We start from the raw sequence: 24,302 nt of genomic DNA, 5'->3' as shown, positions 1-24,302 counted from the left end.
ACAGACGGTGTGAGACCGATCAACGCGCCGCCAGGGCAAGCGCCGCATCGCGCCCGGATGGCACCAGATTGGCGAGACCTTTTCCTGATCTTACGGCACCAGGAACGTAGATCAGGCTCTGCGCATCCGTACTGATCGGGATCGTCGACACGGTGGTGTACGTCAGCGTGTCGATCCCAGCGACCTTGTTGGTTCCGGCCAGGCTGGCATAGATCCTCGTACCATCGCCCGACGGCCAAACCGCACTCGGAGCCGCTTGTAGCGGGACGGTTGCCACAGCCTCCAGGCTGTCGGTTCTATAGACCTTGATTGCAGGTTGATCGCCGCCAACGCTGACATAGGCAAAGGAATCGTCTGCGCGCTGGGCGAAGTTGACCGCGCCCGTTGCTGGACCAGTGTTTATCACTTCGCGTACCGCAAACGGCGGTTTGGCAGCAAAGACCGTGGTCGTGCCGCTCTCGCGGCGTGTTGCCCAGATCTGTTTGCCATCTGGCGAGACCGCGATTGCTCCCGCACCTGCACCGTTGCTGGCAACGTGTCCGACGACGCGCCGATGCTCGACGTCGACAACCAGGATGGACGGCCTTTCAGTAAGCGATACAAAGGCATAGCGTCCGTTTGGCGACAGGATGGTCGCGCCCGCTCCGCCACTTGCTGGTACGCGGGTGATCTCCCGCGCGGTCTTAGGATCCACGACCGCGATGGCATGTTCATCGCCGAGCGAAACCCAGAGTTCGTGCCCATTGGGCGTAAACGCGACGGCGGTAGGCGACGTCTGGAACACGGTCCGGCCTCGTTCCGTGTTCGTGGCCAGATCTACGAGCGTCACACTGTGCTGCGCTAATGCCGATACCGCCAGGGTCCGCCCGTCACGCGTTGCAGCCAGGTGCTGGACTTTGGGGCTGGAAAAGCTGGGCTCAGCTATCGCGCTTTTGGCGAGGTCGATCCGTCCCAGTTCGTTGCCCGCTGCAGGATCGATGACAACGATCTTCGTCGATGTAGGGTCAGACACATAGATCCGGTCATGATGGCTGAGGTCGATATCAGCCTTCGACCACGGTGCCTGAACCGCCTTGATATCGTAGGGAAAGTCGTCCGCCGCAGGTGCAGCCCAATAGGCCTGAGCGATCGCCGGGACTGGCGCTACGGAGGCCAACATCGCGGCAACCAAAACGATCGCAGCTTTCATCGTTTGATCCTTATCACGGACCCGGCGGGTGATCGTGCCGGTCCGATGCCGCTAGATCGACCGATATGTCCCTCGCGTCCAACGCATGGTCGCGATGATTTCAATACGAAAACGCGATTATAGATCGCCGACCGTTCCTGTTAAATGATTGGAATGACCGTGGTTATGCGTTGGACCGACCGCCCCGCCGCAATCATCTATCCTGTCACGCTCGGCATTCATCGAGACGCGCGGAGACTTCCTCATGGCAACACAGCCGATCTACGATCTCGCTACCGAGACACTCGTTGCTCCTAAGCCTGTGCGTCGACATCTCGCAATCGTGCCGGATGTAGGCAATTATGACGAGCTGGAAAGAACGGCTCCAGGCATCGCATCGCGCGGCGTCCATCCTGCCACGTTGGGCTTGCTCGTCGGCGTGTATGCAGCAATGTTGCTGACTTTCTGGACCTTCTTCGCACGTGATGCAGCTACGGCGCTCGTCCTGACGGTCGTGTCGGTCTTCATGATCCTGTATTTCGGTCTGATTGCTGGCGGCATCGTACTCAGCGATACTCCCGCCCCCGGCGAACCCCTCCGTTCGTTCTCGGAGTTCATCAAGGGCCCGGTCGATATCCTGACGGGCACGATCACAGGGCGCGAAGCGGCTATACAGATGCTCTTTCTCCCGGGCTGCATGGCCGTGCTAGCAACGACTATCGGCATCATCGCTCGCGTGTCGTAAATGGGATGACTAGGGGCATGACGATGAAATCACGCACGACCTTGCTGATCGCGATAGCCTTGTCCGGATCGACGGCCGCTATAGCGCAAACGGACAGCTTCGCGTCCGCTATGGATGCGGCGATGACGCGGATGCACGGCGCGATGATGACCGGTTATTCGAGCGATCCCGATCGCGACTTCGCAAGGATGATGATTCCCCATCATCAGGGCGCGATCGACATGGCCGAAGTCGAACTGCGCTATGGCAAAGACGAACGCCTGCGCCGGCTTGCGCAGGGAATCATCGTCGAACAACGACAGGAAATCGCGGTGATGCAGAGCATCCTATCCGAAGGCGGCGCGTTGCCGCCCCACACCGAACCGACCGCGACCGGTCACCCCCATCAAGGAGACCGTCCATGAAGCGTTTCACCTTAACCGCCTGTGCCGCCCTGTCTTTCTCGGCCCCGGCATTTGCGCAGCAGGTTCCGAACGCGAGCCCCGACATACCCGTCAGCGCGCAGGACCGGTTCTACACCTCGGACCAGTTCTCCAACACCGTGTCGGTGATCGATCCGTCGACCAACACGCTGCTCGGCGTCATCAAGCTCGGTGACCAGACCCCCGCCAATCTCAGCCCACTCTACAAGGGGCAGCTGCTCGTCCACGGCATGGGCTTCTCGCCCGACCGTAAGACGCTGGCGGTGATCTCCATCGGGTCGAACTCGGTGACGTTCATCGACACCGCGACCAACGCCGTGAAGCACACGACCTATGTCGGGCGCTCGCCGCACGAGGCGTTCTTCCGTCCCGATGGTCGCGAAGTGTGGGTCGCGGTGCGCGGCGAGGATTACATTCAGGTACTCGACGGCAAGACGTTCGCGCCAACGACGCGCATTCCCGTACCTAACGGCCCCGGCATGACGATCTTCTCGCCGAACGGGAAATACGGCTATGTCTGTTCGAGCTTCTCACCCGAGACCGTGGTGATCGACACCGCCTCGAAGAAGATCGTCGGTCGCGTCAAGCAGGCAAGCCCGTTCTGCCCCGACATCGCCGCGACGCCCGACGGCAAGCAGGTCTGGCTGACGCTGAAGGACGTCGGCAAGGTCATGGTGTTCGACGCCAAGCCACCCTTCGCAGTGCTGAAGACGTTCGACACCGGCGCGATCACCAACCACGTCAACATCGCCCGCACCAAGGCCGGCCAGTTCGCCTATGTGACGGTCGGCACCGAGAATGTCGTGAAGGTGTTCCGCACCACCGACTTCGTGCAGGTCGCGAGCATCCCGGTCGGCGCGCTGCCGCACGGTCTGTGGCCGTCGGGCGACGGCTCGCGGATCTATGTCGGGCTGGAGAACGCCGACGCTGTTGCGGCGATCGACACCGCCAGCAACACCGTCATCGCGACGATTCCGATCGGTCAGGGGCCGCAAGGCGTGGCCTATGTTCCCGGCGCGGTGCCGGTAGGCGAAGGCCGTGCAAACCTGATACCGCTCGCACAGGCCGGCATGAAGATCCAGCTGACCCTCGCCGGGACTGGCCGCAGCCAGGTCACGCTGTTCGATCAAGGCCAAGTCCAGATCCTGCAGGCGGCGGTTGCGGGCCTCAGCCCAAAGATGCCCTATGTCCTTGGGCTATCCTCCCGCGCTGATGGTGGCGGCGTGATCCAGCCTCTGGCAAAGTTCATGACCAATCCCGCGGGCGGCGCGATCGTCAACACGCTCGGACCGCTCCGCCAGATCGTCAGCGACGCGAAGGGCGACATGCGCCGGTACCTCGTCATTGCGTCAGGCGACCCGATGATGCCGAGCGCTGTCGTTCAGGTGCAGAAATGAGGGTTCAGGTGAACCCTGCGATCTCCTGTCCGTATCGAGTATCTTGGTCATGACGCCGGTATAGGTTGCCGCAGCGTCTTGAGACTGTCGGAAAACACATGATAAGCGACACCCCGGACCTGTGCCTTCGCCGAACCACACGCGCCACCGCCCATAACAATCGACAAACCCTGTCGCTTTGATAGAGTGTGTGGGAACATGCGTTCGGAGGTTTGTCGTACATGCTGGTCGGATATATGCGGGTGTCGTCGGTCGACGACCGCCAGACGGTCGATCTACAGCGCGACGCGCTGGTCGCAGCCGGTGTCGATCATCGGCATCTCCATACCGATAAGGCATCCGGCGCGCGCGACGATCGGTCGGGGCTGAAAGCTTGTCTCGACTATCTGAGCGCAGGCGACACGCTGATCGTGTGGAAACTTGACCGGCTCGGACGCTCGCTGCCGCACCTGCTGACGATCATCACCGACCTGAAGGCGCGCGGCATCGCCTTCCGATCGCTGACGGAAGCGATGGATACGACCACCCCGCATGGCGAATTGCTGTTTTCACTGTTCGGTGCATTGGCACAGTACGAGCGGGCGCTGACGCGCGAACGGGTGATGGCGGGGCTCGCTGCCGCGAAGCGCCGGGGCCGACAGGGCGGGCGTCCGCCGATGATCGACGCCGAAACGCTCGAACGGATCACCGCCGCGCTGGATGGCGGCGCCAGCAAGGCGTCCGTCTGTCGCACCTTCAAGGTGCCGCGCTCGACCCTCCTTGGGACGCTGGCCCGGATCGGCTGGACCCCGCCCGCCAAGGTCTGAGCCAATGCCGCGTCGCGCCGTTCTGTCGGAGGAACAACGCGCGGCACTGCTCGCGCTTCCCGACGACGAAACCATACTCGTCCAGCACTGGACGTTGAGCCACGACGACCTGGCCGTCATCGTGCGCCGGAGGCGGCCGCACAACCGGCTGGGTTTCGCCATCCAGCTTTGCGCGCTGCGCTATCCCGGTCGCCTGCTCCGCCCCGGTGAACTGATCCCCGCCACCCCGCTCGCGTTCGTCGCCGAGCAATTGCAGGTCGCGGCCGAGGTGCTGGCCGATTACGCGACACGCGGCCCGACCCGGTACGAACAACTCGATGCGCTGCGCGATGCGTTCGGGTTTTCGCCGCTCAGTCGGCCGCTGCGAACGACATTGCAGGAATGGCTCCTGCCGATCGCGCTGACGACGACCAGCGGTGCCGGGCTGGCGCGGTTGCTGCTGGGCGAGTGCCGGCGACGGCGCATCATCATGCCGGGCATCAGTGCGGTCGAACGGATGGTCGCGCAGGGGTTGCTCGATGCCGAGCGCCATGTCGCCGACCATCTCACCCGAGGGCTGGATACCGGTCAATGCCGTCTGCTCGATGCCCTTCTCCTGCATCATGCCGGTACGAACATGAGCAGCCTCGGATGGGTGCGACAGCCACCCGGCAAGCCGGGCCGTAAGACGTTCGCCATCATCGCCCAGCGGCTCGCGCTGCTCCGCGATATCGGGATCGATCCCGATATCGCTACGGGCATCCACCCTGAGCGCCTGCGACGCCTCTGTCAGCAAGGGGCGCGGCTGACCGCGCAACATGTCCGAACGTTGCAAGCGACGCGGCGTCGCGCGGTCCTGGTGGCGACGATACTCGAAACTATCGTCACGCTCACCGACGATGCGGTGCTGATGTTCGACCGCCTGTTGGGGCAGATGTTCCGGCGCGAGCAGAACAGCGCGGACACCGCGCTCAAGCGCGACCGGCGCACCATCAACGGCAAGATCCGGCTGCTCGCCCGGCTCGGCGATGCCCTGCTTGCCGCCAGGGTGTCGGGCGGCGACATCGCCGCTGCGGTCGAGGCCGCGATCGGATGGGACGATCTCGGCCGTGAGGTCGATGAAGCCCGCAAGCTGATCCGCCCCGATGCCGTCGATCCCGTCACGATCGCCGCGACCCACTACCCCGTTCTCCGACAGGTCGGCCCCTCATTCATCGCGTCGTTCACGTTCGGGGCGGTGCCGGCCTGCCATGCGCTCGCGCGAGCGGTTGCGATCATCCGCGACCTTCATCTCGGTCGTTTGCGAAAACTGCCGTCCGATGCGCCGGTCGGCTTCATCCGACAGGCCTGGCGTCGGACGATCGGCTCCGGCCTTCCTGATCGCCGGACCTATGAACTGTGCGTGCTGGTGGAGCTTCGCGACCGGCTGCGCGCCGGCGACATGTGGGTCGAGGGAAGCCGGCGCTATCGTGCCGTCGAACAACAACTCATTTCCGGTCCCGTCTTCGCTGCCATGCGCGCGGCCGGTCCCTTGCCGATCCCGGCACCGGATACGGCCGGTGTCTGGCTGGCCGAACGACGCGCCCGCCTTGCCCGTCGATTGGCCGAGGTCGAGCGAAAGGCGGAGACGGACGCGCTGGAAGACGTGCAGCTCAGCCTCGGCAGGCTGCGGATTTCGCCGTTGAAGGCGATCACGCCCGAAGAAGCCGATACCGCGCTCGCACCGCTTTATGCCCATCTGCCCGCGATCCGCATCACCGACCTTCTTGCTGAAGTCGATCGATGGACCGGATTCAGCCAGTGCTTCACGCATCTGCAAAGTGGCCGTGTCGCCGATGAACCGCGTGCGATCCTGACGGCGGTGCTCGCGGATGCGACCAATCTGGGCCACACGCGCATGGCGGAAGCCTGCAATGTCGTGACCCAGCGCCAGCTTGGTTGGCTCGCCTCATGGCATCTGCGCGAGGAAACCTACGGTCGCGCTCTCGCTCGTCTGGTCGACGCCCAGCATACCGAGCCACTCGCCGCCCTGTTCGGGTCCGGCACCTCGTCCAGTTCGGACGGTCAGAACTTCCCGCTCGATCGCCGCGCCCAGGCAACCGGCGCGGTCAATCCGCACAAGGGGGCAGAGCCTGCCGTCTCCTTCTACAGCCATGTCTCGGATCGCTACGCGCCGTTCCATTCCACCGTCATCTCGGCGTCCGCGAGCGAGGCCGCGCAGGTGTTGGACGGGCTGCTCCACCACGGTGCCGATCTGCATATTGAGGAGCACCACGTCGATGGCGGGGGCGTGTCGGATCATGTGTTCGCGCTATGCCATCTGCTCGGATTTCGATTCGCGCCGCGCATCCCGAACATCGCCGCGCGCCGTCTGCACCTGTTCGACGGCATTGAGCCCGGACCCGATATCGCGCCGCTGGTCGCGGGCGGGATAGACGAAGCCCTGATTGCCGCGCACTGGAACGACGTGCTGCGTCTGGGAACATCGATCCGCACCGGCGTCGTGAGCGCGTCGATCATGCTCGAACGGCTCGGCTCCTATCCCCGCGCCAACGGCCTGGCACTCGCATTGCGCGAGATCGGCCGCGTCGAGCGTACCCTGTTCACGCTCGACTGGATCGAGCAGCCCGAACAGCGGCGTCGCGCTACCCGCGAACTCAACAAGGGCGAGGCCGAAAATGCGCTGAAACGCGCCATCTTCTTCCACCGGATCGGCCGTATCCGCGACCATGCGCTGCAAGCGCAGAGCCATCGGGCGAGCGCGCTCAATCTCGTCGCAGGTGCCATCGTCCTGTGGAACACGACCTACCTGCAAGCCGCCCGGAAGCATCTCGCCAACCTCGGCCGGCCGGTCTCCCCGGACCTGCTGCAACACCTTTCGCCGCTCGGCTGGCAGCACATCAACCTCACCGGCGATTATCTCTGGACCGATCCCGACGCGCCATCGAAAGCCCTCAGGCCGCTCCGCCAGACCCGCGCCGTAGAAGGCCCGGCGAAACCTTAGCGTATATCTGGGTCCGTTCTATGTACCGACCCCCAGGAGGCGCTGGAGATGCGCGACAATCTCCTCGAGCAGCTCTGCGCGCTGCCGATCGTCGGATCCGCGCTCGATCATATCATCGGGCATTTCGGCACAGGTGCGGTCGCCGAGGTGACGGGTCGTAGCCGTCGCGTCATCATGGACGCCCATGGCCGCCAGCGCGTCGAAAGCCGCTCGCCCCGCACCAATCTCGCCGAGACCGACGCCTTCATGCGCGGTGCGAAGAAGATCCTGATCTTCTCCGACGCTGGCGGCACCGGCCGCAGCTATCACGCGAGCCTGACGTGCGAAAACCAGTCGCGCCGCAATCATTACCTCCTCGAGCCGGGCTGGCGTGCTGACGCCGCCATCCAGGGGCTCGGCCGTACGCACCGGACGCATCAGGCGACCGCGCCGCTATTCCGGCCGGTCTCGACCGACTGCCGGGGCGAACGTCGCTTCATCTCGACGATCGCGCGCCGGCTCGACAGCCTGGGCGCGCTCACCCGCGGTCAGCGACAGACTGGCGGTCAGGGCCTGTTCGACCCACGCGACAACCTCGAAAGCGACTATGCCAAGGAGTCGCTCGAACAGTGGTTCCGCCTGCTCGCCAATGGCAAGCTGCGCTCTACCACGCTGGACGAGTTCCAGAAACTGACCGGCCTCGAGCTGGAGGGCGAAGGTGGCGGGCTCAAGGAGGAGATGCCCCCGATCCAGCGCTGGCTCAATCGCATCCTCGCACTGCGCATCGCCATGCAGAACGCGATCTTCGACGAATATCTCGGGCTGATCGAGGCGCGGATCGAGGCGGCCAAGGAAGCCGGCACGCTCGATCTTGGCGTCGAGAGCATCAACGCCGAGCGCATCACGATCCTCGATCGCACCGTCATCCGGCGCGACCAGACCAGCGGCGCCGAGACCGAGATCCTCCGGTTGGAGACCGAGGAACGCTACAAGCCGCTCGCGCTCGATCGCGCTATCCGGATCCTCAGCGACGACGCTCGTCCGATCGTCAACCGCAAGTCGGGCAAAGCCGCGATCCGGTGCAGCACCTACTCGCTCACCGACGACGATGGCGAGATCGTGCGCCGCTACGAGCTGGTCCGCCCGACGCGCACCGAACGGATGCGGCAGGATCTTCTCCTCGAAACGATGTGGGAAGATGCGAGCGAGGCGGAGTTTTCCGCGCTCTGGCAGGCCGAGGTCGAGGAGATGTCGGGCAAGACCCGCACCAATACGCTCTACCTCGTCACCGGCCTGCTCCTGCCGGTCTGGGACCGCCTGCCCGACGATCACGTCCAGGTCTGGCGTCTCAACACCGATGACGGCCAGTCTTTCCTTGGCCGCATCGTCCCTGCGCCGCTCGTGACCAAGCTCGCGGACGCCTTCGGCATCGCCGCGACCATCACGGTGTCGGGTGCCGAAACCGCCAAGCACGTCATGGGCAGCGGCGAGATCACCGCGCTTGGTGCGTACCGGCTGAAGCGCAGCCTGGTCGCCGGCCAGCAGCGCCTCGAACTGCTCGACTGGCCGCACACGCGGTTGGCCGAGCTGAAGGCAGCCGGATGCTTCACCGAGATCATCCAGCACAAGACGCGCATGTTCGTGCCCGTCGCGACCGCCGCGACCGTGATCGATCGCATCACCGCCTGACCCGAACGAGGCTCTCTTCCCGATCATCAAAGGGAGGGGAGGGAGCCTTCGGCTTTTTGAGCTTGATGAGCAGGCTCGCGTGACCGTCGGACAACGGCGCGCTGATCTCGAATGGAGTATGACCGATGATCCAGTCCGTGAAGGTCAAGAACCTGACGCTGTCGAAGGACAATGTGCGCAAATCCAACCGTGACGCAGGGATCGACACCCTCGCCGCGAACATCGCAGCCCAGGGGCTGTTGCAGAACCTGATCGTCACCCCGCTCAAGAAGGCGGGTACATTCACGGTGAAGGCGGGCGGTCGCCGCTTGCGCGCGCTCCAGCTCCTGATCCAGCAGGGCACCCTCCCCGCTGACCACACCGTACCGGTCCTCGTCCTCAGCGACGACGACAACTCGATCGAGGCAAGCCTCGCCGAGAACTTCCAGCGCGTGCCGATGAATCCGGCCGACGAATGCACCGCGTTCAACTTCCTGATCCAGAAGGGCATGACGGCCGAGGACGTTGCCAAACGTCAGGGCGTGACCACCCGTTTCGTCGAGCAGCGCGTGCGCCTTGCCGAGCTGGCCCCGCCTGTCTTCGAGGCGCTCGCAGCCGGCGAGATCACGCTCGGCGTTGCGCAGGCTTACGCCGTCACCACCGACGTCGACCGCCAGTCGCGTGTGTTCGCCCAGATGAAAACGTCCTACTATGGCGACAACCCCGACAATATCCGTCGCGCCATCCTCAACGGCACTGTCAAGGCGAACGACGCCAAGGCCCGCTTCGTCGGTCGCGAAGCCTACGTTGCCGCAGGCGGTCGCATCGAGGGCGACCTGTTCGCCACGGAAGGCGATGAGAACTGGATCGACGTCGACCTGATCGAGACGCTTGCCGCCTCGAAGCTCGAAGCCGCAGCGGCCGAACTGGCGCAGGCCGAGGGCCTCGCGTTCGTCACGCCGATCGCGGCGACGCACGTCCCCTACGACCTCGAGCGCCAGCTTCACGAGTATCACGCTCCCGCCCGCGCCCTCACCGAGGACGAGACGGCGCGTGTCGAGGTTCTGTCGGCCGAGAACGACGCGCTGGTCGACCGGCTCGAGCAGGAACTGCCCGACGGCAGCGCCGAAGCCGAAGCAGCGAACGCGCGTATCGAGGCGATCGAGCGCGAGCTGGAGACGATCGAGGACGCCCGTCATGAGATCGATCCGGCGCTGAAGGCGCAGATCGGGACGTTCGTCTATATCGGGGGTGACGGTGAACCCCGCGTCCACACTCGCCTCTTCAGCGAAAAGCCGGTCGTGGATCCGAACGCCCCGCCCAAGGAGTCGGGCGGTGCAACCGGGGACGGCGATGCCGGCGACGCCGAACAGGGACCGAAGCTCAGCGCCACGCTGATCGATGAACTGGCGACGCAGCGCCGCCAGATCCTCGCCGCCCACGTCGCCAGCGACCCGGCTATTGCACTCGACCTGACCATCTTCCTGATGGCGCAGAACGTGGTGTTCGAGCAGGCGCACATCCCGAACCACTCGACCTTGAAGTCGAGCGCCGCGGGCTTCCCGATCTTCGGGTTCCGCGACGAGGGATCGATGGCGTCGCAGACGATCGACGACCAGCGCCAGGGGCTCGACACGAGCTGGGCGGGTCTGCCGACCATGACCGCGCGCTTCGACGCCTTCCGGGCACTCGACGACGAGGCCCGGGGCGCTTGGGTTGCATACTCGATAGCACGAACTCTCGAACCGACGCTCAACGTCGCCGAGGGCTATCGGAGCAACGGCTTCCACGACCATCTCGGTCGCCTCCTCGACATCCAGGTCGAGAATTGGTGGCGCCCGACGGCCGAGAACTTCTTCGGCCGGGTCAAGAAGACCGTCATGCTCGACGCGCTCGAGGAGATCGGAGGCCCGGTCCTGCGCGGCCGCTACAAGGACGCCAAGAAGGGCGACCTTGCCGGCACCTGTGCCTCGCTGTGCAACGGCCAGGGCATCGTCGAAGCCGAGATCCGCGAGAAGGCGACGGCCTGGTTGCCGGAAGCCATGCGCTTCGACGGAATCGAGAAGGCGGCACGCACGCCGCTGCGCTCGAGCTTCGCCGATGACGAGAACGGCACCGATCCGGACGAGGATACCGACCTCGACGCCGGTGACGATGCAGTGATCGATCACGAGGAAGAGGAGGATTTCAGCCAAGCGGCCTGACGCCGGCTTGCACATTTCGAGGCACCTGGGGGCGGCACTCTTCGCGCAAGTGTCGCCCCTCTTTTTGTGACCCGGCACCGCCCTTCCAGAGGGGAGGATGCTCACGCGGGTTTGCCCCAACCCAATCAGGAGAACGATCGTGGCACAGACCACCGACAAGCCCTCGCCTGCCGACATCATCACCAACACGATCATCGACAAGCTCGAATCCGGGGTGCGTCCCTGGGTCAAGCCGTGGCGCCCCGGCCTTGGCGGCCGTCCGCTGCGCGCGACTGGCGACCCGTACAAGGGCATCAACTGCTTCTGGCTGTGGCTGTGTGCCGAGGGCGCAGGCTACAACTCGCGCACCTGGATGACGTACAAACAGGCGCAGGCTCTTGGCGGCCAAGTCCGCGAGGGCGAGCGGTCGCAGATCGCGATCTTTTATAAATCCTACAGCAAAACCGTTGAATCCGTCGTCACAGGCGACACGACCGACGAGATGCGGCGCGTGCTGCGCTCCTACGCCGTGTTCAACTGCGACCAGATCGACGGGCTGTCTCCCGACTTCTACCCGAGCCCTGTCAGCATCGTGCCCCCAGCCGATGCACTGCCCGAGCGCGCGCAGCGCTTCCTCGATGCGCTGCCGGCGACGGTTTACATGCGCGGCGATCGCGCGTTCTACGACCGCACCGCCGACAGCATCACCATGCCGCCCGTCGAGCTATTCTCGACGCGCGCCTACTTCGCGGCGACGCTCGCGCATGAGGCTGGCCACTGGAGCGGCCATCCCGACCGGCTCGATCGCACGTTCGGCAAGCGCTTCGGCGACGACGCCTATGCGTTCGAGGAGCTTTGCGCCGAGATGACCTCAGCGCTGCTCGGTGCCGATCTCGGTCTGCCGACGTCGCATATCGACGACCATGCCGCCTATATCGGCTCGTGGTTGAAGGTGCTGCGCAAGGATAGCCGCGCGATCATGACCGCCGCGGCGAAGGCAGAAGCGGCAGCCGGCTATCTGCTCCGCGTAACCGGGCTGGACGCCTCGGCCGAGCCCGAGGAACAGATCCGTGAAGCAGCATGACCGCTCCGGCCGCCCTCCCCGACCTCGGCGCCTACCGGCGCTTCGTCGTGGCATTCAGTGGCGGCAAGGACAGCCTTGCCGCCCTGCTCCACCTCCTCAGCCTCGGCGTGCCGGCACACGCGATCGAGCTGCATCACCATGATGTCGATGGCCACGGCCCGACCTTCATGGATTGGCCGTGCACCCCCGCCTATGTCCGCGCGATCGCCGACCATTTCGGCATCGCCCTCTACGTCTCGTGGCGCGAGGGCGGCTTCGCGCGCGAGCTGGCGCGCGACGACGCGCCGACCGCCCCGATCGCGTTCGAGACGCCGACCGGCATCGGCCGTGCCGGGGGCAACGGCCCTGCCGGCACGCGCGGGCTCTTTCCCCAGACGTCTCCCGATCTTCGCGTGCGCTGGTGCAGCCCCGCGCTGAAGATCGACGTCCTCGCGGCCGCGATCCGGAATCAGCCGCGCTTCCTCGACGGCCGCACGCTGGTCATCACCGGCGAGCGCGCCGAGGAAAGTCCCTCGCGTGCGCGCTATGCGACGCTCGAGCCGCATCGCACATCGACCCTCGCGCGTGCGGTCGATCATTGGCGCCCGGTCCATGACTGGACCGAGCGCCTGATCTGGGACGCGATCGCGCAAGCGCGGATCCGTCCCCACCCGGCCTACGTCCTGGGTTGGGGCCGCCTGTCCTGCCGAGCCTGCATCTTCGGCTCGCCCGACCAATGGGCGACGCTCCGGCTCGTCTTCCCTGCCGCCTTCAGACGGGTCGCGGCTCGCGAAGCCGCGAGCGGGAAGACGATCCATCGCTCGCTCACCGTCACGCAGCTCGCTGACCGCGGCACGGCGTTCCCGGCCGCGACACTCCATCCCGACGAATTGGCGCAAGCCGATGATCCGGTCTGGCGTCTCTCGATCCTGGCGGATCGCTGGACGCTCTCTGCCGGCGCATTCGGCGACCATGCAGGCCCGCCATGAACGCCGCCACGCGCGTCGATCTCATGGACCTGCTCGCTCCCACGCGGGAAGACCCGCTGTGGGAAGCTGAGAAATCGGGATGGCGCTGCTTCGTCATGGGCAACGACCGGTGCCATTACCGCCGAGGGAGCAAGGGCCGCACGGCTTGGCAGTCCGGCTATGACGCGGCCTCACGATCGGCCGATCCTGTCGGCGGGATGATCTGAGCAAGGCCCTGTCCACGGAGGAGAGGGAGCCTTCGGCCTTTTGAGCGCGCCCTGGCGCTCAGGAGGTTCGGCCATGCTCTACGACACCCACTACCGCCACAACGAGGCGCTTTCTCCCGAAGCACTCGGCACCCTGCCCGCTGCGCTTCATGCCCTGAACGCGGGCGTTGACGACTGCCGGCGTGCCGGCAAGCCGATCGACCGTGATGCGTCGATCCTGCTGCTGATCCGCAACCTAGCGTCCGTCGCCGAACGTAGTGCGCCCAGCACCAACGAACTGCGCCTGCGCTGTGCGGAAGATCGGGGCACCGTCATCGCCGGATCCGCGCTGCTCGCCATCGCCGGCAATACCGTCGCCGGCGATGGCGCGACGAAACGGACCTTCCATCGGCAGGCACGCCTCGCGCTCGCTTCGCTCGCCGAGACGATCGGCCTCGAGGGGCCTGACGTCCGTATCGATACCGACATGGGCGGTATCGCAGACGATGGCACGACAGAGCTGCGCCACGCCGATCTCTCGGTCCGGGTGCGGCCGTACAGCTTCCTCCCCGACAGCGAGATCACCTTCAACCGCTGCCGGGGCGGCGAACACGCGGGCCCCGTTCAACGCGCGCCGATCGCCGAGCTGCTGGACGTGAGCACGTTCCAGCGCCGGCTTACCGCGACGGTTGGCGACGTTGGCGCTCCGCGCCTCGCCGCTGCCGCCTGATCCTCACGTCATTGGAGACTTATCATGGGTTGGCTATTCATGCGCGATATGGGCGGCTACGCCACCCCGCGCTCGTATCTCGACAACCAGTTCACCTACCAGCGCGAGACGCATCGTCTGACCGTGCTGGCGTCCGTCATGGTCGGATCTACCTATTACGCCGCTTGCGAGCGCCTCGCGGACGACGCCGAACGGATCGTGTTCGGCATCGTCTGCCTCACCAAGAGCAGCATCGGCGCGCGCGACGGCTGCACGTTCGGGTACAAGGATATGGATGAAACGGTCGGGCCGAACGAGAGCGAGTGTCCGGCTGCGATCCTCGACGAGCTGACCGCCACGGACAGCGAATATGCCTTGGCCTGGCGCGCGCGGTGCCGCGCCAACCTGCTCGCGAAGAAGCTCGACCGGGCCAAGCCGACCCCGAAGCCCGGGCAGACGATCATCTTCGATGAGCCCATGCGCTTCAGCGACGGTAGCGACCGCAGCCGCTTCGAGGTGGTCGCCAATCCCAAGGGCAAGACGCCGCTGTTCCGCGACCCGGAAAGCCGCGCGATCTGTCGCATCCCGGGGTTTCGCAAACGCGCCTACCGCATCGTCCATGCGGCGATCGTCGTAAGGGACGCGGCCAGTGGCTGACCGCCCGCCCGTCATCGCGGCCTGGGGTGCCGGCGTCGATTCAACCGCCATGATCGTCGAACTCGCCGAACGCGGCGAGCCCGTCGACATGGTTCTCTTCGCCGATCCCGGCGCCGAAAAGTCGGCGACCTATGCGTTCATCCCCGTGTTCCGGGCCTGGATGTCGGAACGCGGCATCCCATCCGAGATCGTCCGCTACCAGCCCCGCAACTTCAAACACTGGCCGCCCTATGCGGGCATCGCCGAGAACATGCTGACCAACGCCACCCTGCCCTCCGTGGTATTTGGTGGCGGGTCGTGCAGCCAGAAATGGAAGGCGGCCCCGCAAGATGCCTGGACCGCCCAGTGGGAACCCGCGCGCCGCTGCTGGGACGCAGGCGGGCGCGTGGTAAAACTGATCGGCTACGACGCTTCGGGACGCGACACGCAGCGTTACCATCACGCGGTCGGGTGCGAAGATCCTCGCTACTCCTACCGCTACCCCTTGCGGGAATGGGAATGGGCGCGCGCCGACTGCGAGGCGCGTATCGCGCGCGCTGGCCTCCCCGTCCCGCCCAAGTCGAGCTGCTACTTCTGCGGCAGCATCAAACCCGACGAGGTGCTGGAGCTTTCAACCGAGGAGCTGCGCATCATCGTGTTGATGGAAGCGCGAGCCAAGCCTCGCCTCCGCAATGTCGAAGGTCTGTGGCGCAAGCCGGTGCTTGGCCGTCGCGGTGCGACGCCGCGTCCCGGCAGCATCACCGAGTTCATCCGCGAACGCGGCCTCCTCTCACCCGCCGAAGTCGACCGCATCATCGCGACCGCGCCCTTAGCGCTACTCGATTTTCAGGCCGCGCAGGCCGCACTTCTCCCTGAGCAACGCGTTCCGATGGGGCGCTGGCTCGACGACTTTCATCGCGCGTCCGATGCGCTGGCCGAAGACCATCACCATGGTACTGAGATTCCGGCGAACTCTGCACCGATCCGGAGCTGACTGCCTTCGGCACCACCTTCACCGACGGGCACGAGGCCCGCGCGAAAGCGATGGCGGACGAGGTTCAGGTGCATCTCGATCGCGACTGGAACATCGGCGATCACGCGCGCGCGATCAGCAGCGTCCTCTCCGCCGGTCGCTTCGAGGCCTGCGTCCACGATGGCTGGCCCCCTGCCGCCTTCCCGGCCGAGCGTCCCCGCTACGAATGACCCGAACCACTCGGGTCTATCATATTCTCTCCGAACGTCAGGAGTCGGTCCCATGACAACCTTCACCGTCCACTGCGAATATCCGTTGATCTACCGCGCCGAGGTCACGGTCGAGGCGGAGGATGCGGTCAGCGCTTGTCGCACCGCCATCCTGAGCGCCAACGAGACGGACGCTTGGAAAGCCCTCGACTGGGAGCAGCGCACTTATGTCAGCGCGCTCGCAGCAGGAGCGGACGTCGACCCCTGGCGCGCCGTCCCCGATGGGGAGGATTCCTCCGTCCTGCCCGTCCCTCGCCTGTTCTCGGATGTGGCAATGCTCGCGGGCTATGCCGCGACCCGGAGCGAGGATCTGGTTCCCCAGCTCCGCATCATGATCGATGCCATCGATGCTGTTGGAGGGTTGAGGATCACCCCCTCGGCAATGGTCCGCCTGTGCGCCACGGGAAAGGCCATTCTCGACGATATTGACGGGTTCGGGCTTGGCTCCAATCCGAACGCGGCAACTCCTGTGGTCGCGGTTCCGCCCACTGCCACCTGACGCCTGACAGCCTTCCGCCAGAGGGATGCGGCACATGGGCGGCCGCGAGACCCCCGCAACCGCAAAAATCCGGGCCGAGTTGCCGCTGTGCGGCTGCCCGCTCCACCCCGGTTTTTGTGGTTTCCCTCCGCTTACGCTGCGGTGCGGGGGCCTCTCATTCGGCCGCCCAGGAGGTGCGCATCCGGCGGATAGGCCGCCGGCCTCGATCAGATGAAGGGCTATACGCTATGACCACTTCGCTTGCTGCCGCACTTGCCGCACTGGAGCTTGGACACCTCGAACCCCGCGCCGAAGACGTCTCGGGCATGTGCCCACCCTCGACTGAGGCGCTGGAGCAGACCACCACCGCAATCTGGAGCGACCTGTTCGCAACCCTCCAGAACACCTCGCTCGAGCGCGACATCGAGGAGATGGGCTGGGGCTTGGTCAACCTCTTCCACCGGGCCGCGGCCAAGAAGCACGCGACCATCGACCGCCTCACCGATGAGATCAGGCTGCTGATTGCCGAGCAGGACGGTTCGGAGATCAACACCGCCAACCTCGAGGACAAGATCGACCTTGCCAAGAAGATCGAGGAAGCCGCCACCTGCTACGAGCACATGCGCGATACTGCAGCGGCACACTATATCCGCGAGACCGGCCGTTCCTGGATCCCGTCGACCGGCAACCGCATTTCGCTCGGTGTTACGTCGGCAATCGTTGACGGACGCGCCTTCCTGCAGGCTCGGCGCGAGCGGGTCCGCGACGCCAACACTGCACAGGGCACGCCCGTAGTGTTTGCCGGGGGACGGCTGACCTTCCGGACCGATGAGGATATGAAGGCGTTTGGCGACAATCTGCTGCGTACCCTGGGTGCGGTTCGGGAGCGTGTCGGCGACATGTATCTCGTCCATGGCGGCGACATGAAGGGGATCGAGCGCATCGCGGCGTCGTGGGCCGAGCAAAACGGTATCCAACAAGTCCGCTTCGGTCTCGATCGCAAGCTGGGTGATCGTGCCGGCTTCCGTCGCAACGAACAGATGCTCTCGCTGAAGCCCCGCTACGTCATTGCCTTCCAGGGCAACGGCGTGACCGAACGTCTGGTGATCGACGCCAAGAAGGCCGGCATCCGCGTGGTCGATCGTCGCGGTCCGCTCGGAACCCCTCCCGCAGCTCAGAACGCTCAGCGCGACCGAGAGGTCGCCTGAGCTTCGGCTCGGCCGCGAGCAAAGCCAGCAGCCTCCCCGCAGAAATCCACTCACTTCCACCCCATAGAGAAGTAAATCGATGCCTCGCCCAATCCGTTACAGACGGCTGCGCATTGCTGGTGCTTCGCGTTTCGCGTTTCGCGTTTCGCGTTTCGCGCTTCGGCTGACGGCGACACCTACCACGGCGTCATGACGGACAACCTCAGCGCTCTTCTCGCGAGCGGCAAGAGGCTTTTCGTCACCGTCGCCGGCTCCGGCCCCCGCCTGAATGGTGAGGACGCGGATCGCGCTGTCGAGGACATGATCGGTCGTGCAGGCTTCCCAGGGCGAACAGCCGAGCGGTGATGACTGGTTTCTAAGAGCAAGCTCGCGAAGGTTCGGGGCCAATAGTGTCGCGACCAGCGCGCTATTCCGCTTCGCTTCACCGAGCCCCTTAGCCGGTCTTGGCCCATTCGGGTGACGATCGACTGACGGGGGCTTACCGTGCCCGCATCGCGATTCCGACGCGGAGCGGTTCCGTGGGGCGAGGCCGGAGTCTGCCCCGCGCCGTGTGCCTCTCGTTCAGGCCACACGCCACCTCACCGCGTTGGTCTCTGCGCCGGCTTCGCCGCTCTATGCCAGGGGGGATGCGCTGCCGGAATCACGACAGCCGCGTCCGGTTCCTGCCGTCCGGGCGGGGCGTTGCGCAGCACGAACACCCCATCGTCATCTCGACACGCACGACGCGCGCGCGCCGTGACGGCGAAAGACGGCACCAAGGTCCACGCCGCAACCATCATCCTTCACGACAGACACCGGCGCAGGGCGCGAGCACCACCGAGGGAGGGTGTCAGGTCCGCCCGGATAGCGGGATCAAGGCACAGTGGCACTGCCGGACGAGCGACGCGACAAGGGCGTCCTGCTTCACGGTTCCATGTCCGTTGTCCGCCGGTGGGGGTCCATCCCCTCTCTTTCCTGAACGACCTAATCCGGCCGTCCACCCCCTCCAACCCGCGATCGTTCGGGCCGAGTTGCCGTGTGCCACGGCTGCCCGCACCACCCCTTCGATCGGGGTTCCCCTGCGCGTCTTCGCGCTTCCGGTGGAGAGGGCGTCCTGGCCGTCTTTTTTGGTGTTCAGTCGAGGGGACGGTCCCCCCGGCGAGCAAAAAAGGAACCTCGAAATGCAGAACCTCGTCATCCTCGCCGGCAACGTCGGCGCCACGCCTGAAGTCCGCACCACCCAGGGCGGCACCAAGATCACCAACTTCTCCCTCGCCACCTCGCGCCCCAAGCGCGACCAGGACGGCAAGACCATGAAGGATGGCGAAGGTCGCCGGGTCGAGGACACCGAATGGCACCGGATCACCTGCTTCAACGGCGTCGGCAAGACCGTCGCGCAGTATGTCGAGAAGGGCCAGAAGGTCATGGTCCGGGGCCGCATCCACTACACCCGCTGGACCGACGATCAGAACATCGAGCGCTACGGTGTCGAGATCATCGCCGACGAAGTGACCTTCCTCTCCTACGGCAAGAACCGCCAGGAACGCCAAGGCGCCGCGCAGGACGATGAGGCGGATGACGTACCCTTCTGAGGGAGGCAGTACGGGCCCGGAGCTGGCGCTCCGGGCCTCTTCTCGCGTTCACCGGCAATCAGGACCGCAAGGTCACAAGTTCACGAAGACACAGCTAAGCCGCGTGCTTGAGCTGCTCGAGTTGCTTGTTGTCCGGCAGCGTCTCCGTGAGACGTTGCTGGAGCATGCGATCGTCGAAAGGCTTGCCGATGAACGTCGCTTTGCCGGGCATGTCCCCCGGACATGGCGTCACGTTGCCGCTTGCGATCACGATCTCGATCCAGGGCCAATGCTCGGCAAAGTAATGGGTTAGCACGCACCCGTCGCTGTCGCCGGGCATCGCCACGTCTGAAAACAGGAGCGTCACACCATCGGTATGATCGCCCAGAAGGTCTTGGCCTCTTCACCCGTACCCGCTTCGTGAAAGCGAAAACCCGCCCCCCCGGAATGTCGCACGCATGCCTGAGAATGAGCGGATCGTCGTCGACTACCAATGCATAGGGGGCGGTAGGAATCGCCATGCAGTCTAAAGCCTTATCATGAAGCCAGGTAGCCTGTGTTGGTGTCTCGAGACGAGTTGGTGTCTCCCGGCGAAGCCGGGACCGTCGCTCTATTCCGCTTCGCTCCACCGAGCCCGTAGCCGGTCTCGGCCCGTTCGGGTGACGATCGACTGCCGGACGCGCAGCGCGGAAACGTCTTTCCGAAAAGCGGCAACTCCCTTCCATCCGGCCGAGCCGAGGCCGCACCGCCGCCCAGCTCACTCTCTCCATCGGGATCGGGACGCAGAGAGGGAACGGAATGGCCAGACGTCCACCTCGCCTGCGCGGGGGCGCGTTACCGGCAAACCAACGCTGAGCACGACGTTCCCTGCAGGCGGGCTTCACCCCGCTCTTGAGGCGCAATCCTTGGGCCGGCTCAGGGCCTTGTACGATCAACCCGCAAGGGGTCCGGGCGCTTCGCTACGGCTTTTTTCGCAAGCGAAAAAAGTGATCGCGGCCCTTCCCCGTCCTGTCGGGCGCCTGTCGAGCGGGGATGAACCCCGCCGGCTTCACAGGAGCCTCGGACATGTTCAACGATATCTGGATCGCCCGCAAAAACGCCATGGGCCTTGCAAGAACCTTGATGGTGGCAACCATGGTCATCGCCGTCGGCACAGGGTACGCCGTCATCACCGCCGAAGATCACGACAGCTCGCTCACGATCGTCAACGAATACGACCCTTTCGCCTGAGACGTTCGGGGGGCTCAGGCCCCCCTCCCCTCCCCGCGCTTCAGCCGTGAAGGCGGCGGAGCGGACATCGAGCCCGCCCCGCCGCCGCTGCGCAAGCACGGCAGCGCCGCGAGACGAAGGGCATCTGCTTCTTTCTATCCACCGCTTGGGTGCGGGATCCAAATTCAGACGGTATCTCTTCCGGAGGCGGGCAATCAGCTCCACGCCGTCCGGACAGGCGGCAGTTCCTCGAACATCTTCATCAGCCGCGGGTCGCGCAGGAGCGTCACCCATTCGCGGCCATAGGTTCGCGACGCCAGATAGAAGGTAGACCCTTCGCACTCGACCATCCGACAGCGCTCCAGCTTGTCGACCAGCGAATAATCGGCGCCGTGGCGTGCCACGATGTCTTCCAGCTCGGCCCGCATCAGCGTCCCGCATTTGCAGCACCGGGTCCGGACCAACGCCTTCATCCGGAGCATATCGCCAGCGCTGTCCATCCAGCGGGGCCATAGGGCAACGATGTTGGCAGCCGTTTCCATGGTCGAACGATACGCCCCGATCGGCGTGGTCGTCCAGCATCAGCCTGAACCTGAAGTCTCTTCCTGTCGCCGATCCCCGCGGCATTTCGGGCTCCTACGTCCTGGCCGGGGCGCCCCCCCGCGCAAGCCCGCAAGCGGGCTTCTCCACTCCGTTGCGACCCTACGGGTGCTCGAGCGACCTATGCCCCGGCCGTCCTGTCGCCTGTCGAAAGGCCCCGATCGTCGGGGTCATTGGCAGGAGACCATCATGGCCAAGCAAACGCCTCAATCAGACCGCGCCAAGGGTGGCGCAGCGGAGATCGCCCGCCTCAACGACTGGCTGCGGCAGCATCTCACCGCCCCTGGCAACAACCGGGTCGTGATGACCAGCGGGATCGCAGACCTGATCGGCGACGTCAGCCTCTTCCGAAATTTCCGCAAGCGGGCGGAGCTGCTCCGCGCGGTTCGCGACTTCGATGCCTTCGACGACGCAATCGACCCCTACGGCGAGCACGACCTGGGCCGGTTTCTGTTCGAGGGCACCGATTGCTACTGGAAGATCGACTATTACAATCACGACCTGAGTGCGGGCTCGGAAGATCCGGCCGATCCCTTCAAAACCACGCGCGTCCTGACGATCATGCGCGTCGACGAACGATGACGCGCCGCCCCGGCGCGATGGCGCCGGGGTTCCCCCTGCTGCGGAAAGGATGAGATCATGAATTTCGAGCCCCCCTTCCCCACACGACGGTCGGCGATCAGCACGGCCGTGCGGGAGCGACCGGGGTCTTAGATCGCTTCGCTCGTGGCAGCGGTCGTCGTGATGGCGGCATTCTTTCCGATGAGATCGAGTGCTTAAATGCCCGCGACTTGCCGCAGATTTTGATTGAGACCAGCTGACGGTCGCTATCTCGACATCGACGGTTGTCCGGGAAGGGTGACTGGCGCGCGGTGGGAGGGAAGACCGTCGCGTGGGTCGGCGCCTCCCCTGCCCTACCAACGTCGGAAAGGCTCTGTCGTCGACTCTGTCCATCGTGACGACCGGGCGGAGCCAGCGTCAAGGATGCGCGGTTCCCCCAATTTTGACGCGGCCTCCGCTGCGCTTCGACCACGACAAAATCGGCACCCCCCCGCCCCGCTTGCACGGCCGCTGCGCGGTCCTGTGACCCTGACCCCACCCGATCGTCAGCCCGCATCCGTCTCAACGAACAGACGGAGGTTTACATGCACGTCCAAACCGCACGCACCCAGGCATGGCTCGCGGAACTCGCAAGCATCCAGGCAGAGATCGCAGCGCACGGGATACCCGCGCCGGCACCCCGGCCCGCAGGCAAGCGGACCCGCAAGCTCAAACCGCTCTGGGAGGAATGATCATTAACGGGGCTGCTTCGGCAGCCCCTCGATCCAAAGACACGCCGCGCTATTTTCGTTGGCTCCCGTGGGGTTAGCAAGGCGCCAGCCGCGGATTTCGGACGGCCGTCCTCGCCACATCGACGCCGGATGACGCCGATGCCGCGCTTCGTCCGTTTTTCCGCGGTTCTGAGGCGGCGGCCGCTATGCTTAGGCGTGGAGTTTCTTGGATGCGGCGCCTTTCGGGGCTGGTTGGTTTTTCGGCGGGCAGTTCGATACGGCCTGGCGGGTCGCCTTTGAGCGAAGTCGCAGGAACGTTTGGACCTAACGCATCGCTAGTTGGTAGCAACCAGGCAGCAATCCGGCAGCACGCTGTTGGAAGCCCGTCATTTTCAGTATGCCATTGTACGCGAGGGGAATATGGTCTCCGTTCGGGTCAAACCACGTTGCCGGTTTACCCCGCTCGCAACCTGCTACCAACTAGCGTGCGTGCAAGTTGCGAGAGGGCAGCAACCCGATAGCCCGCAAAGCGCATCATTGCCGCAATTACCTCGCTACAAACTACCATGTCGGTTGCGATTAGATCGCGTCGCGATCGCGTCAAGGCAGCTAGACGTTAGCTACCAACGTGGCTTATGGTGGCGCTTGAGTGTTGGCTGCTACTTGGTAGCAACCAGGCCGCAAGCGGAGAGCAGCATGCCAGTCATTAGCTTCGTGTCCCCGAAAGGCGGGGTGGGCAAAACCACCGCAACACTTCTGCTTGCCGGAGAACTCGCTGACGCGGGGGGCACCGTGCGCCTTATCGATGCTGACCCGAACCTTCCGCTGGTTGAGTGGGGGCAGCTACCGGGACGTCCAGATGCCATCACTGTCGTTGGGTGCCGCGATGAAAACGCGATCATCGACGAGATCGAGAGGGGCGCGTCGGAAGCGCGCTTCACGCTGGTCGACCTCGAAGGCGCGGCGACCGCGACCGTCACGTTCGCAATCGCGCAAAGCGATCTGGTGATCATTCCTTGCAAGGGGTCGCATCTGGATGCCACCCAAGCCGCCCGCGCTATCAAGCTCGTCAAACAGACGGCGCGCGGCACCAGGACAGAGATCGATTATGCGATCCTGTTCAGCCAAATCCCGCCGGCGCTGCGCTCGAACAATCAGAAGGACATCGCGGAGCAGTTCAACGATGCTGAAATTCCAGTCCTTCCGGTCATGATCTACAATCGCGAGGCCTATCGCGCGATGTTCGCCGCTGGTGGAACGCTTCGCACCATCAACGACAAAGGCGTCGGTAACATGAAGGCAGCGCTCGAGAACGCCGAGGCCTATGCGGCGGCAGTGATCGCGAGGCTGCGTAAGGCGCGTACCGTGAAGGAGGCAGCATGACCCGGTCCAGGCTCGATCTCTCGGAGTTCGATGACACGCCCCCGAACAAGGATCCAGCCAAGCTACGCGAGATCAGCGACGGAGCCGGCTTTCCGTCGCGTCCCGCTGTTCCGGCTGTAGCGGCCCCGCCTGTAGCGGCGCCCGTGCCTCAAGAGCGTCCCCAAGCTGGGACATTCCAACGTCCGCCACGCGTAACCGGCAATCGCAATATTGCGATCAACGTGAGGGTAGATCCCGAGACCGCTGCGAGACTCTATGCTCTTCGCGACGCGGACCCGGCACGCAAGCGCGTGCTCGCCGACGTCGTCGCAGACGCGACGCTCCTGCTCTACGAGCGCGAGATTGGCGGGGCTGCTCCATAGGTAGGGCAGTGGGCTTGCATGGCCGTTAGTGCGGCGACGCAACGCAATCCTGGTTGACCGCCCGCG

The 24,302-nt window shown here is 65.0% G+C and carries 25 protein-coding genes and 1 pseudogene; 23 read left to right on the top strand and 3 right to left on the bottom strand.

All coding sequences use genetic code 11. The features are described from left to right. Positions 1-19 precede the first annotated feature (19 nt). The gene (locus tag SJY41_RS22300) at positions 20-1,189 is read right to left on the bottom strand and encodes a YncE family protein (protein ID WP_051583499.1); all 1,170 of its coding nucleotides are present in this window, start codon (positions 1,187-1,189) and stop codon (positions 20-22) included. A gap of 244 nt (positions 1,190-1,433) precedes the next feature. On the opposite strand from SJY41_RS22300, the gene SJY41_RS22295 reads away from it, so the two are divergent. The 18 genes and pseudogenes from SJY41_RS22295 to SJY41_RS22210 all read left to right on the top strand — a co-directional run bounded on the left by SJY41_RS22295 (position 1,434) and on the right by SJY41_RS22210 (position 19,432). Beyond that, positions 1,434-1,913, top strand: a complete 480-nt coding sequence (locus SJY41_RS22295) for a hypothetical protein (protein ID WP_156348345.1) — start codon at positions 1,434-1,436, stop codon at positions 1,911-1,913. 23 nt (positions 1,914-1,936) lie between these two features. Continuing rightward, on the top strand, positions 1,937-2,317 hold the full coding sequence (locus tag SJY41_RS22290; RefSeq protein ID WP_268795101.1) for a DUF305 domain-containing protein: 381 nt from the start codon (positions 1,937-1,939) through the stop codon (positions 2,315-2,317). Further along, on the top strand, positions 2,314-3,732 hold the full coding sequence (locus SJY41_RS22285) for a YncE family protein (RefSeq protein ID WP_055879837.1): 1,419 nt from the start codon (positions 2,314-2,316) through the stop codon (positions 3,730-3,732). Before SJY41_RS22290 ends, SJY41_RS22285 begins: the two co-directional genes overlap by 4 nt. 221 nt (positions 3,733-3,953) lie before the next feature. Next, the gene (locus SJY41_RS22280; protein ID WP_183937244.1) at positions 3,954-4,538 is read left to right on the top strand and encodes a recombinase family protein; all 585 of its coding nucleotides are present in this window, start codon (positions 3,954-3,956) and stop codon (positions 4,536-4,538) included. Between the two features lie 4 nt (positions 4,539-4,542). After that, positions 4,543-7,521, top strand: coding sequence for a Tn3 family transposase (locus SJY41_RS22275; RefSeq protein ID WP_380784516.1), 2,979 nt, complete (start codon positions 4,543-4,545; stop codon positions 7,519-7,521). 33 nt (positions 7,522-7,554) lie between these two features. Then, a pseudogene (locus tag SJY41_RS22270) lies at positions 7,555-9,189 on the top strand (strawberry notch C-terminal domain-containing protein); the annotation flags it as partial. A gap of 125 nt (positions 9,190-9,314) precedes the next feature. Next, complete coding sequence (locus SJY41_RS22265; protein ID WP_380784515.1) at positions 9,315-11,372, top strand: ParB/RepB/Spo0J family partition protein; 2,058 nt, start codon at positions 9,315-9,317, stop codon at positions 11,370-11,372. Between the two features lie 139 nt (positions 11,373-11,511). After that, positions 11,512-12,435 carry an ArdC family protein gene (locus tag SJY41_RS22260; protein ID WP_380784514.1) on the top strand — a complete coding sequence of 308 codons (924 nt, stop codon included), beginning with the start codon at positions 11,512-11,514 and terminating at the stop codon, positions 12,433-12,435. Then, complete coding sequence (locus SJY41_RS22255) at positions 12,432-13,403, top strand: phosphoadenosine phosphosulfate reductase family protein (protein WP_380784513.1); 972 nt, start codon at positions 12,432-12,434, stop codon at positions 13,401-13,403. The genes SJY41_RS22260 and SJY41_RS22255 overlap by 4 nt, the downstream gene beginning before the upstream one ends. Continuing rightward, on the top strand, positions 13,400-13,609 hold the full coding sequence (locus SJY41_RS22250; RefSeq protein WP_380784512.1) for a hypothetical protein: 210 nt from the start codon (positions 13,400-13,402) through the stop codon (positions 13,607-13,609). The genes SJY41_RS22255 and SJY41_RS22250 overlap by 4 nt, the downstream gene beginning before the upstream one ends. A gap of 73 nt (positions 13,610-13,682) precedes the next feature. After that, positions 13,683-14,318 (top strand): hypothetical protein, encoded by a 636-nt coding sequence (locus tag SJY41_RS22245; protein WP_380784511.1) that lies wholly within the window; start codon positions 13,683-13,685, stop codon positions 14,316-14,318. A 24-nt stretch (positions 14,319-14,342) separates the two neighbouring features. Beyond that, positions 14,343-14,954 carry a DUF6927 domain-containing protein gene (locus SJY41_RS22240; RefSeq protein WP_380784510.1) on the top strand — a complete coding sequence of 204 codons (612 nt, stop codon included), beginning with the start codon at positions 14,343-14,345 and terminating at the stop codon, positions 14,952-14,954. Further along, complete coding sequence (locus SJY41_RS22235; RefSeq protein WP_380784509.1) at positions 14,947-15,927, top strand: hypothetical protein; 981 nt, start codon at positions 14,947-14,949, stop codon at positions 15,925-15,927. The genes SJY41_RS22240 and SJY41_RS22235 overlap by 8 nt, the downstream gene beginning before the upstream one ends. Before the next feature lie 50 nt (positions 15,928-15,977). Continuing rightward, positions 15,978-16,136, top strand: a complete 159-nt coding sequence (locus SJY41_RS22230; protein ID WP_380784508.1) for a hypothetical protein — start codon at positions 15,978-15,980, stop codon at positions 16,134-16,136. A 52-nt stretch (positions 16,137-16,188) separates the two neighbouring features. After that, positions 16,189-16,674 carry a hypothetical protein gene (locus tag SJY41_RS22225; protein WP_380784507.1) on the top strand — a complete coding sequence of 162 codons (486 nt, stop codon included), beginning with the start codon at positions 16,189-16,191 and terminating at the stop codon, positions 16,672-16,674. 227 nt (positions 16,675-16,901) lie between these two features. Further along, positions 16,902-17,861: a DUF2493 domain-containing protein gene (locus tag SJY41_RS22220; RefSeq protein WP_380784506.1), complete on the top strand. Its 960-nt coding sequence runs from the start codon at positions 16,902-16,904 to the stop codon at positions 17,859-17,861. Between the two features lie 189 nt (positions 17,862-18,050). Beyond that, on the top strand, positions 18,051-18,206 hold the full coding sequence (locus SJY41_RS22215; protein ID WP_380784505.1) for a hypothetical protein: 156 nt from the start codon (positions 18,051-18,053) through the stop codon (positions 18,204-18,206). 815 nt (positions 18,207-19,021) lie between these two features. Continuing rightward, positions 19,022-19,432: a single-stranded DNA-binding protein gene (locus SJY41_RS22210; RefSeq protein ID WP_131534417.1), complete on the top strand. Its 411-nt coding sequence runs from the start codon at positions 19,022-19,024 to the stop codon at positions 19,430-19,432. 94 nt (positions 19,433-19,526) lie between these two features. Here the strand turns inward: SJY41_RS22210 and SJY41_RS22205 are convergent, their stop codons facing one another. Then, a complete protein-coding gene (locus tag SJY41_RS22205) occupies positions 19,527-19,727 on the bottom strand; it encodes a hypothetical protein (protein ID WP_380784504.1) in 201 nt (66 codons plus the stop codon). Between the two features lie 749 nt (positions 19,728-20,476). Between SJY41_RS22205 and SJY41_RS22200 the strand changes: the two genes are divergently transcribed. After that, a complete protein-coding gene (locus tag SJY41_RS22200; RefSeq protein ID WP_380784503.1) occupies positions 20,477-20,641 on the top strand; it encodes a hypothetical protein in 165 nt (54 codons plus the stop codon). Between the two features lie 194 nt (positions 20,642-20,835). Here SJY41_RS22200 and SJY41_RS22195 read toward each other — a convergent pair whose 3' ends face one another. Next, on the bottom strand, positions 20,836-21,162 hold the full coding sequence (locus SJY41_RS22195) for a hypothetical protein (RefSeq protein WP_380784502.1): 327 nt from the start codon (positions 21,160-21,162) through the stop codon (positions 20,836-20,838). A gap of 247 nt (positions 21,163-21,409) precedes the next feature. Between SJY41_RS22195 and SJY41_RS22190 the strand changes: the two genes are divergently transcribed. The 4 genes from SJY41_RS22190 to SJY41_RS22175 all read left to right on the top strand — a co-directional run bounded on the left by SJY41_RS22190 (position 21,410) and on the right by SJY41_RS22175 (position 24,236). Beyond that, positions 21,410-21,802 carry a DUF3768 domain-containing protein gene (locus SJY41_RS22190; protein ID WP_380784501.1) on the top strand — a complete coding sequence of 131 codons (393 nt, stop codon included), beginning with the start codon at positions 21,410-21,412 and terminating at the stop codon, positions 21,800-21,802. 563 nt (positions 21,803-22,365) lie between these two features. Next, positions 22,366-22,512 carry a hypothetical protein gene (locus SJY41_RS22185; protein WP_380784500.1) on the top strand — a complete coding sequence of 49 codons (147 nt, stop codon included), beginning with the start codon at positions 22,366-22,368 and terminating at the stop codon, positions 22,510-22,512. Positions 22,513-23,187: 675 nt separating this feature from the next. Further along, a complete protein-coding gene (locus tag SJY41_RS22180) occupies positions 23,188-23,874 on the top strand; it encodes a ParA family protein (protein ID WP_029624110.1) in 687 nt (228 codons plus the stop codon). Next, a complete protein-coding gene (locus tag SJY41_RS22175; protein WP_128082145.1) occupies positions 23,871-24,236 on the top strand; it encodes a hypothetical protein in 366 nt (121 codons plus the stop codon). Before SJY41_RS22180 ends, SJY41_RS22175 begins: the two co-directional genes overlap by 4 nt. Positions 24,237-24,302: the final 66 nt, after the last annotated feature.

The organism is Sphingomonas sp. R86520, from assembly GCF_042466285.1.
Lineage (GTDB): Bacteria > Pseudomonadota > Alphaproteobacteria > Sphingomonadales > Sphingomonadaceae > Sphingomonas.
The sequence above is the reverse complement of the archived record's forward strand: the minus strand, read 5'-3'. Positions and strand labels throughout refer to the sequence as shown.

Bases quoted from the DNA above. Each gene is read 5' to 3' on its own strand.
- SJY41_RS22190 (WP_380784501.1), top strand. From the start codon at position 21,410: ATGGCCAAGCAAACGCCTCAATCAGACCGCGCCAAGGGTGGCGCAGCG.
- SJY41_RS22300 (WP_051583499.1), bottom strand. From the start codon at position 1,189: ATGAAAGCTGCGATCGTTTTGGTTGCCGCGATGTTGGCCTCCGTAGCG.
- SJY41_RS22220 (WP_380784506.1), top strand. From the start codon at position 16,902: ATGACCACTTCGCTTGCTGCCGCACTTGCCGCACTGGAGCTTGGACAC.
- SJY41_RS22255 (WP_380784513.1), top strand. From the start codon at position 12,432: ATGACCGCTCCGGCCGCCCTCCCCGACCTCGGCGCCTACCGGCGCTTC.
- SJY41_RS22225 (WP_380784507.1), top strand. From the start codon at position 16,189: ATGACAACCTTCACCGTCCACTGCGAATATCCGTTGATCTACCGCGCC.
- SJY41_RS22245 (WP_380784511.1), top strand. From the start codon at position 13,683: ATGCTCTACGACACCCACTACCGCCACAACGAGGCGCTTTCTCCCGAA.
- SJY41_RS22240 (WP_380784510.1), top strand. From the start codon at position 14,343: ATGGGTTGGCTATTCATGCGCGATATGGGCGGCTACGCCACCCCGCGC.
- SJY41_RS22185 (WP_380784500.1), top strand. From the start codon at position 22,366: ATGCACGTCCAAACCGCACGCACCCAGGCATGGCTCGCGGAACTCGCA.
- SJY41_RS22210 (WP_131534417.1), top strand. From the start codon at position 19,022: ATGCAGAACCTCGTCATCCTCGCCGGCAACGTCGGCGCCACGCCTGAA.
- SJY41_RS22175 (WP_128082145.1), top strand. From the start codon at position 23,871: ATGACCCGGTCCAGGCTCGATCTCTCGGAGTTCGATGACACGCCCCCG.
- SJY41_RS22275 (WP_380784516.1), top strand. From the start codon at position 4,543: ATGCCGCGTCGCGCCGTTCTGTCGGAGGAACAACGCGCGGCACTGCTC.
- SJY41_RS22195 (WP_380784502.1), bottom strand. From the start codon at position 21,162: ATGGAAACGGCTGCCAACATCGTTGCCCTATGGCCCCGCTGGATGGAC.
- SJY41_RS22215 (WP_380784505.1), top strand. From the start codon at position 18,051: ATGACGGACAACCTCAGCGCTCTTCTCGCGAGCGGCAAGAGGCTTTTC.
- SJY41_RS22285 (WP_055879837.1), top strand. From the start codon at position 2,314: ATGAAGCGTTTCACCTTAACCGCCTGTGCCGCCCTGTCTTTCTCGGCC.
- SJY41_RS22250 (WP_380784512.1), top strand. From the start codon at position 13,400: ATGAACGCCGCCACGCGCGTCGATCTCATGGACCTGCTCGCTCCCACG.
- SJY41_RS22290 (WP_268795101.1), top strand. From the start codon at position 1,937: ATGAAATCACGCACGACCTTGCTGATCGCGATAGCCTTGTCCGGATCG.
- SJY41_RS22295 (WP_156348345.1), top strand. From the start codon at position 1,434: ATGGCAACACAGCCGATCTACGATCTCGCTACCGAGACACTCGTTGCT.
- SJY41_RS22265 (WP_380784515.1), top strand. From the start codon at position 9,315: ATGATCCAGTCCGTGAAGGTCAAGAACCTGACGCTGTCGAAGGACAAT.
- SJY41_RS22280 (WP_183937244.1), top strand. From the start codon at position 3,954: ATGCTGGTCGGATATATGCGGGTGTCGTCGGTCGACGACCGCCAGACG.
- SJY41_RS22200 (WP_380784503.1), top strand. From the start codon at position 20,477: ATGTTCAACGATATCTGGATCGCCCGCAAAAACGCCATGGGCCTTGCA.
- SJY41_RS22180 (WP_029624110.1), top strand. From the start codon at position 23,188: ATGCCAGTCATTAGCTTCGTGTCCCCGAAAGGCGGGGTGGGCAAAACC.
- SJY41_RS22230 (WP_380784508.1), top strand. From the start codon at position 15,978: ATGGCGGACGAGGTTCAGGTGCATCTCGATCGCGACTGGAACATCGGC.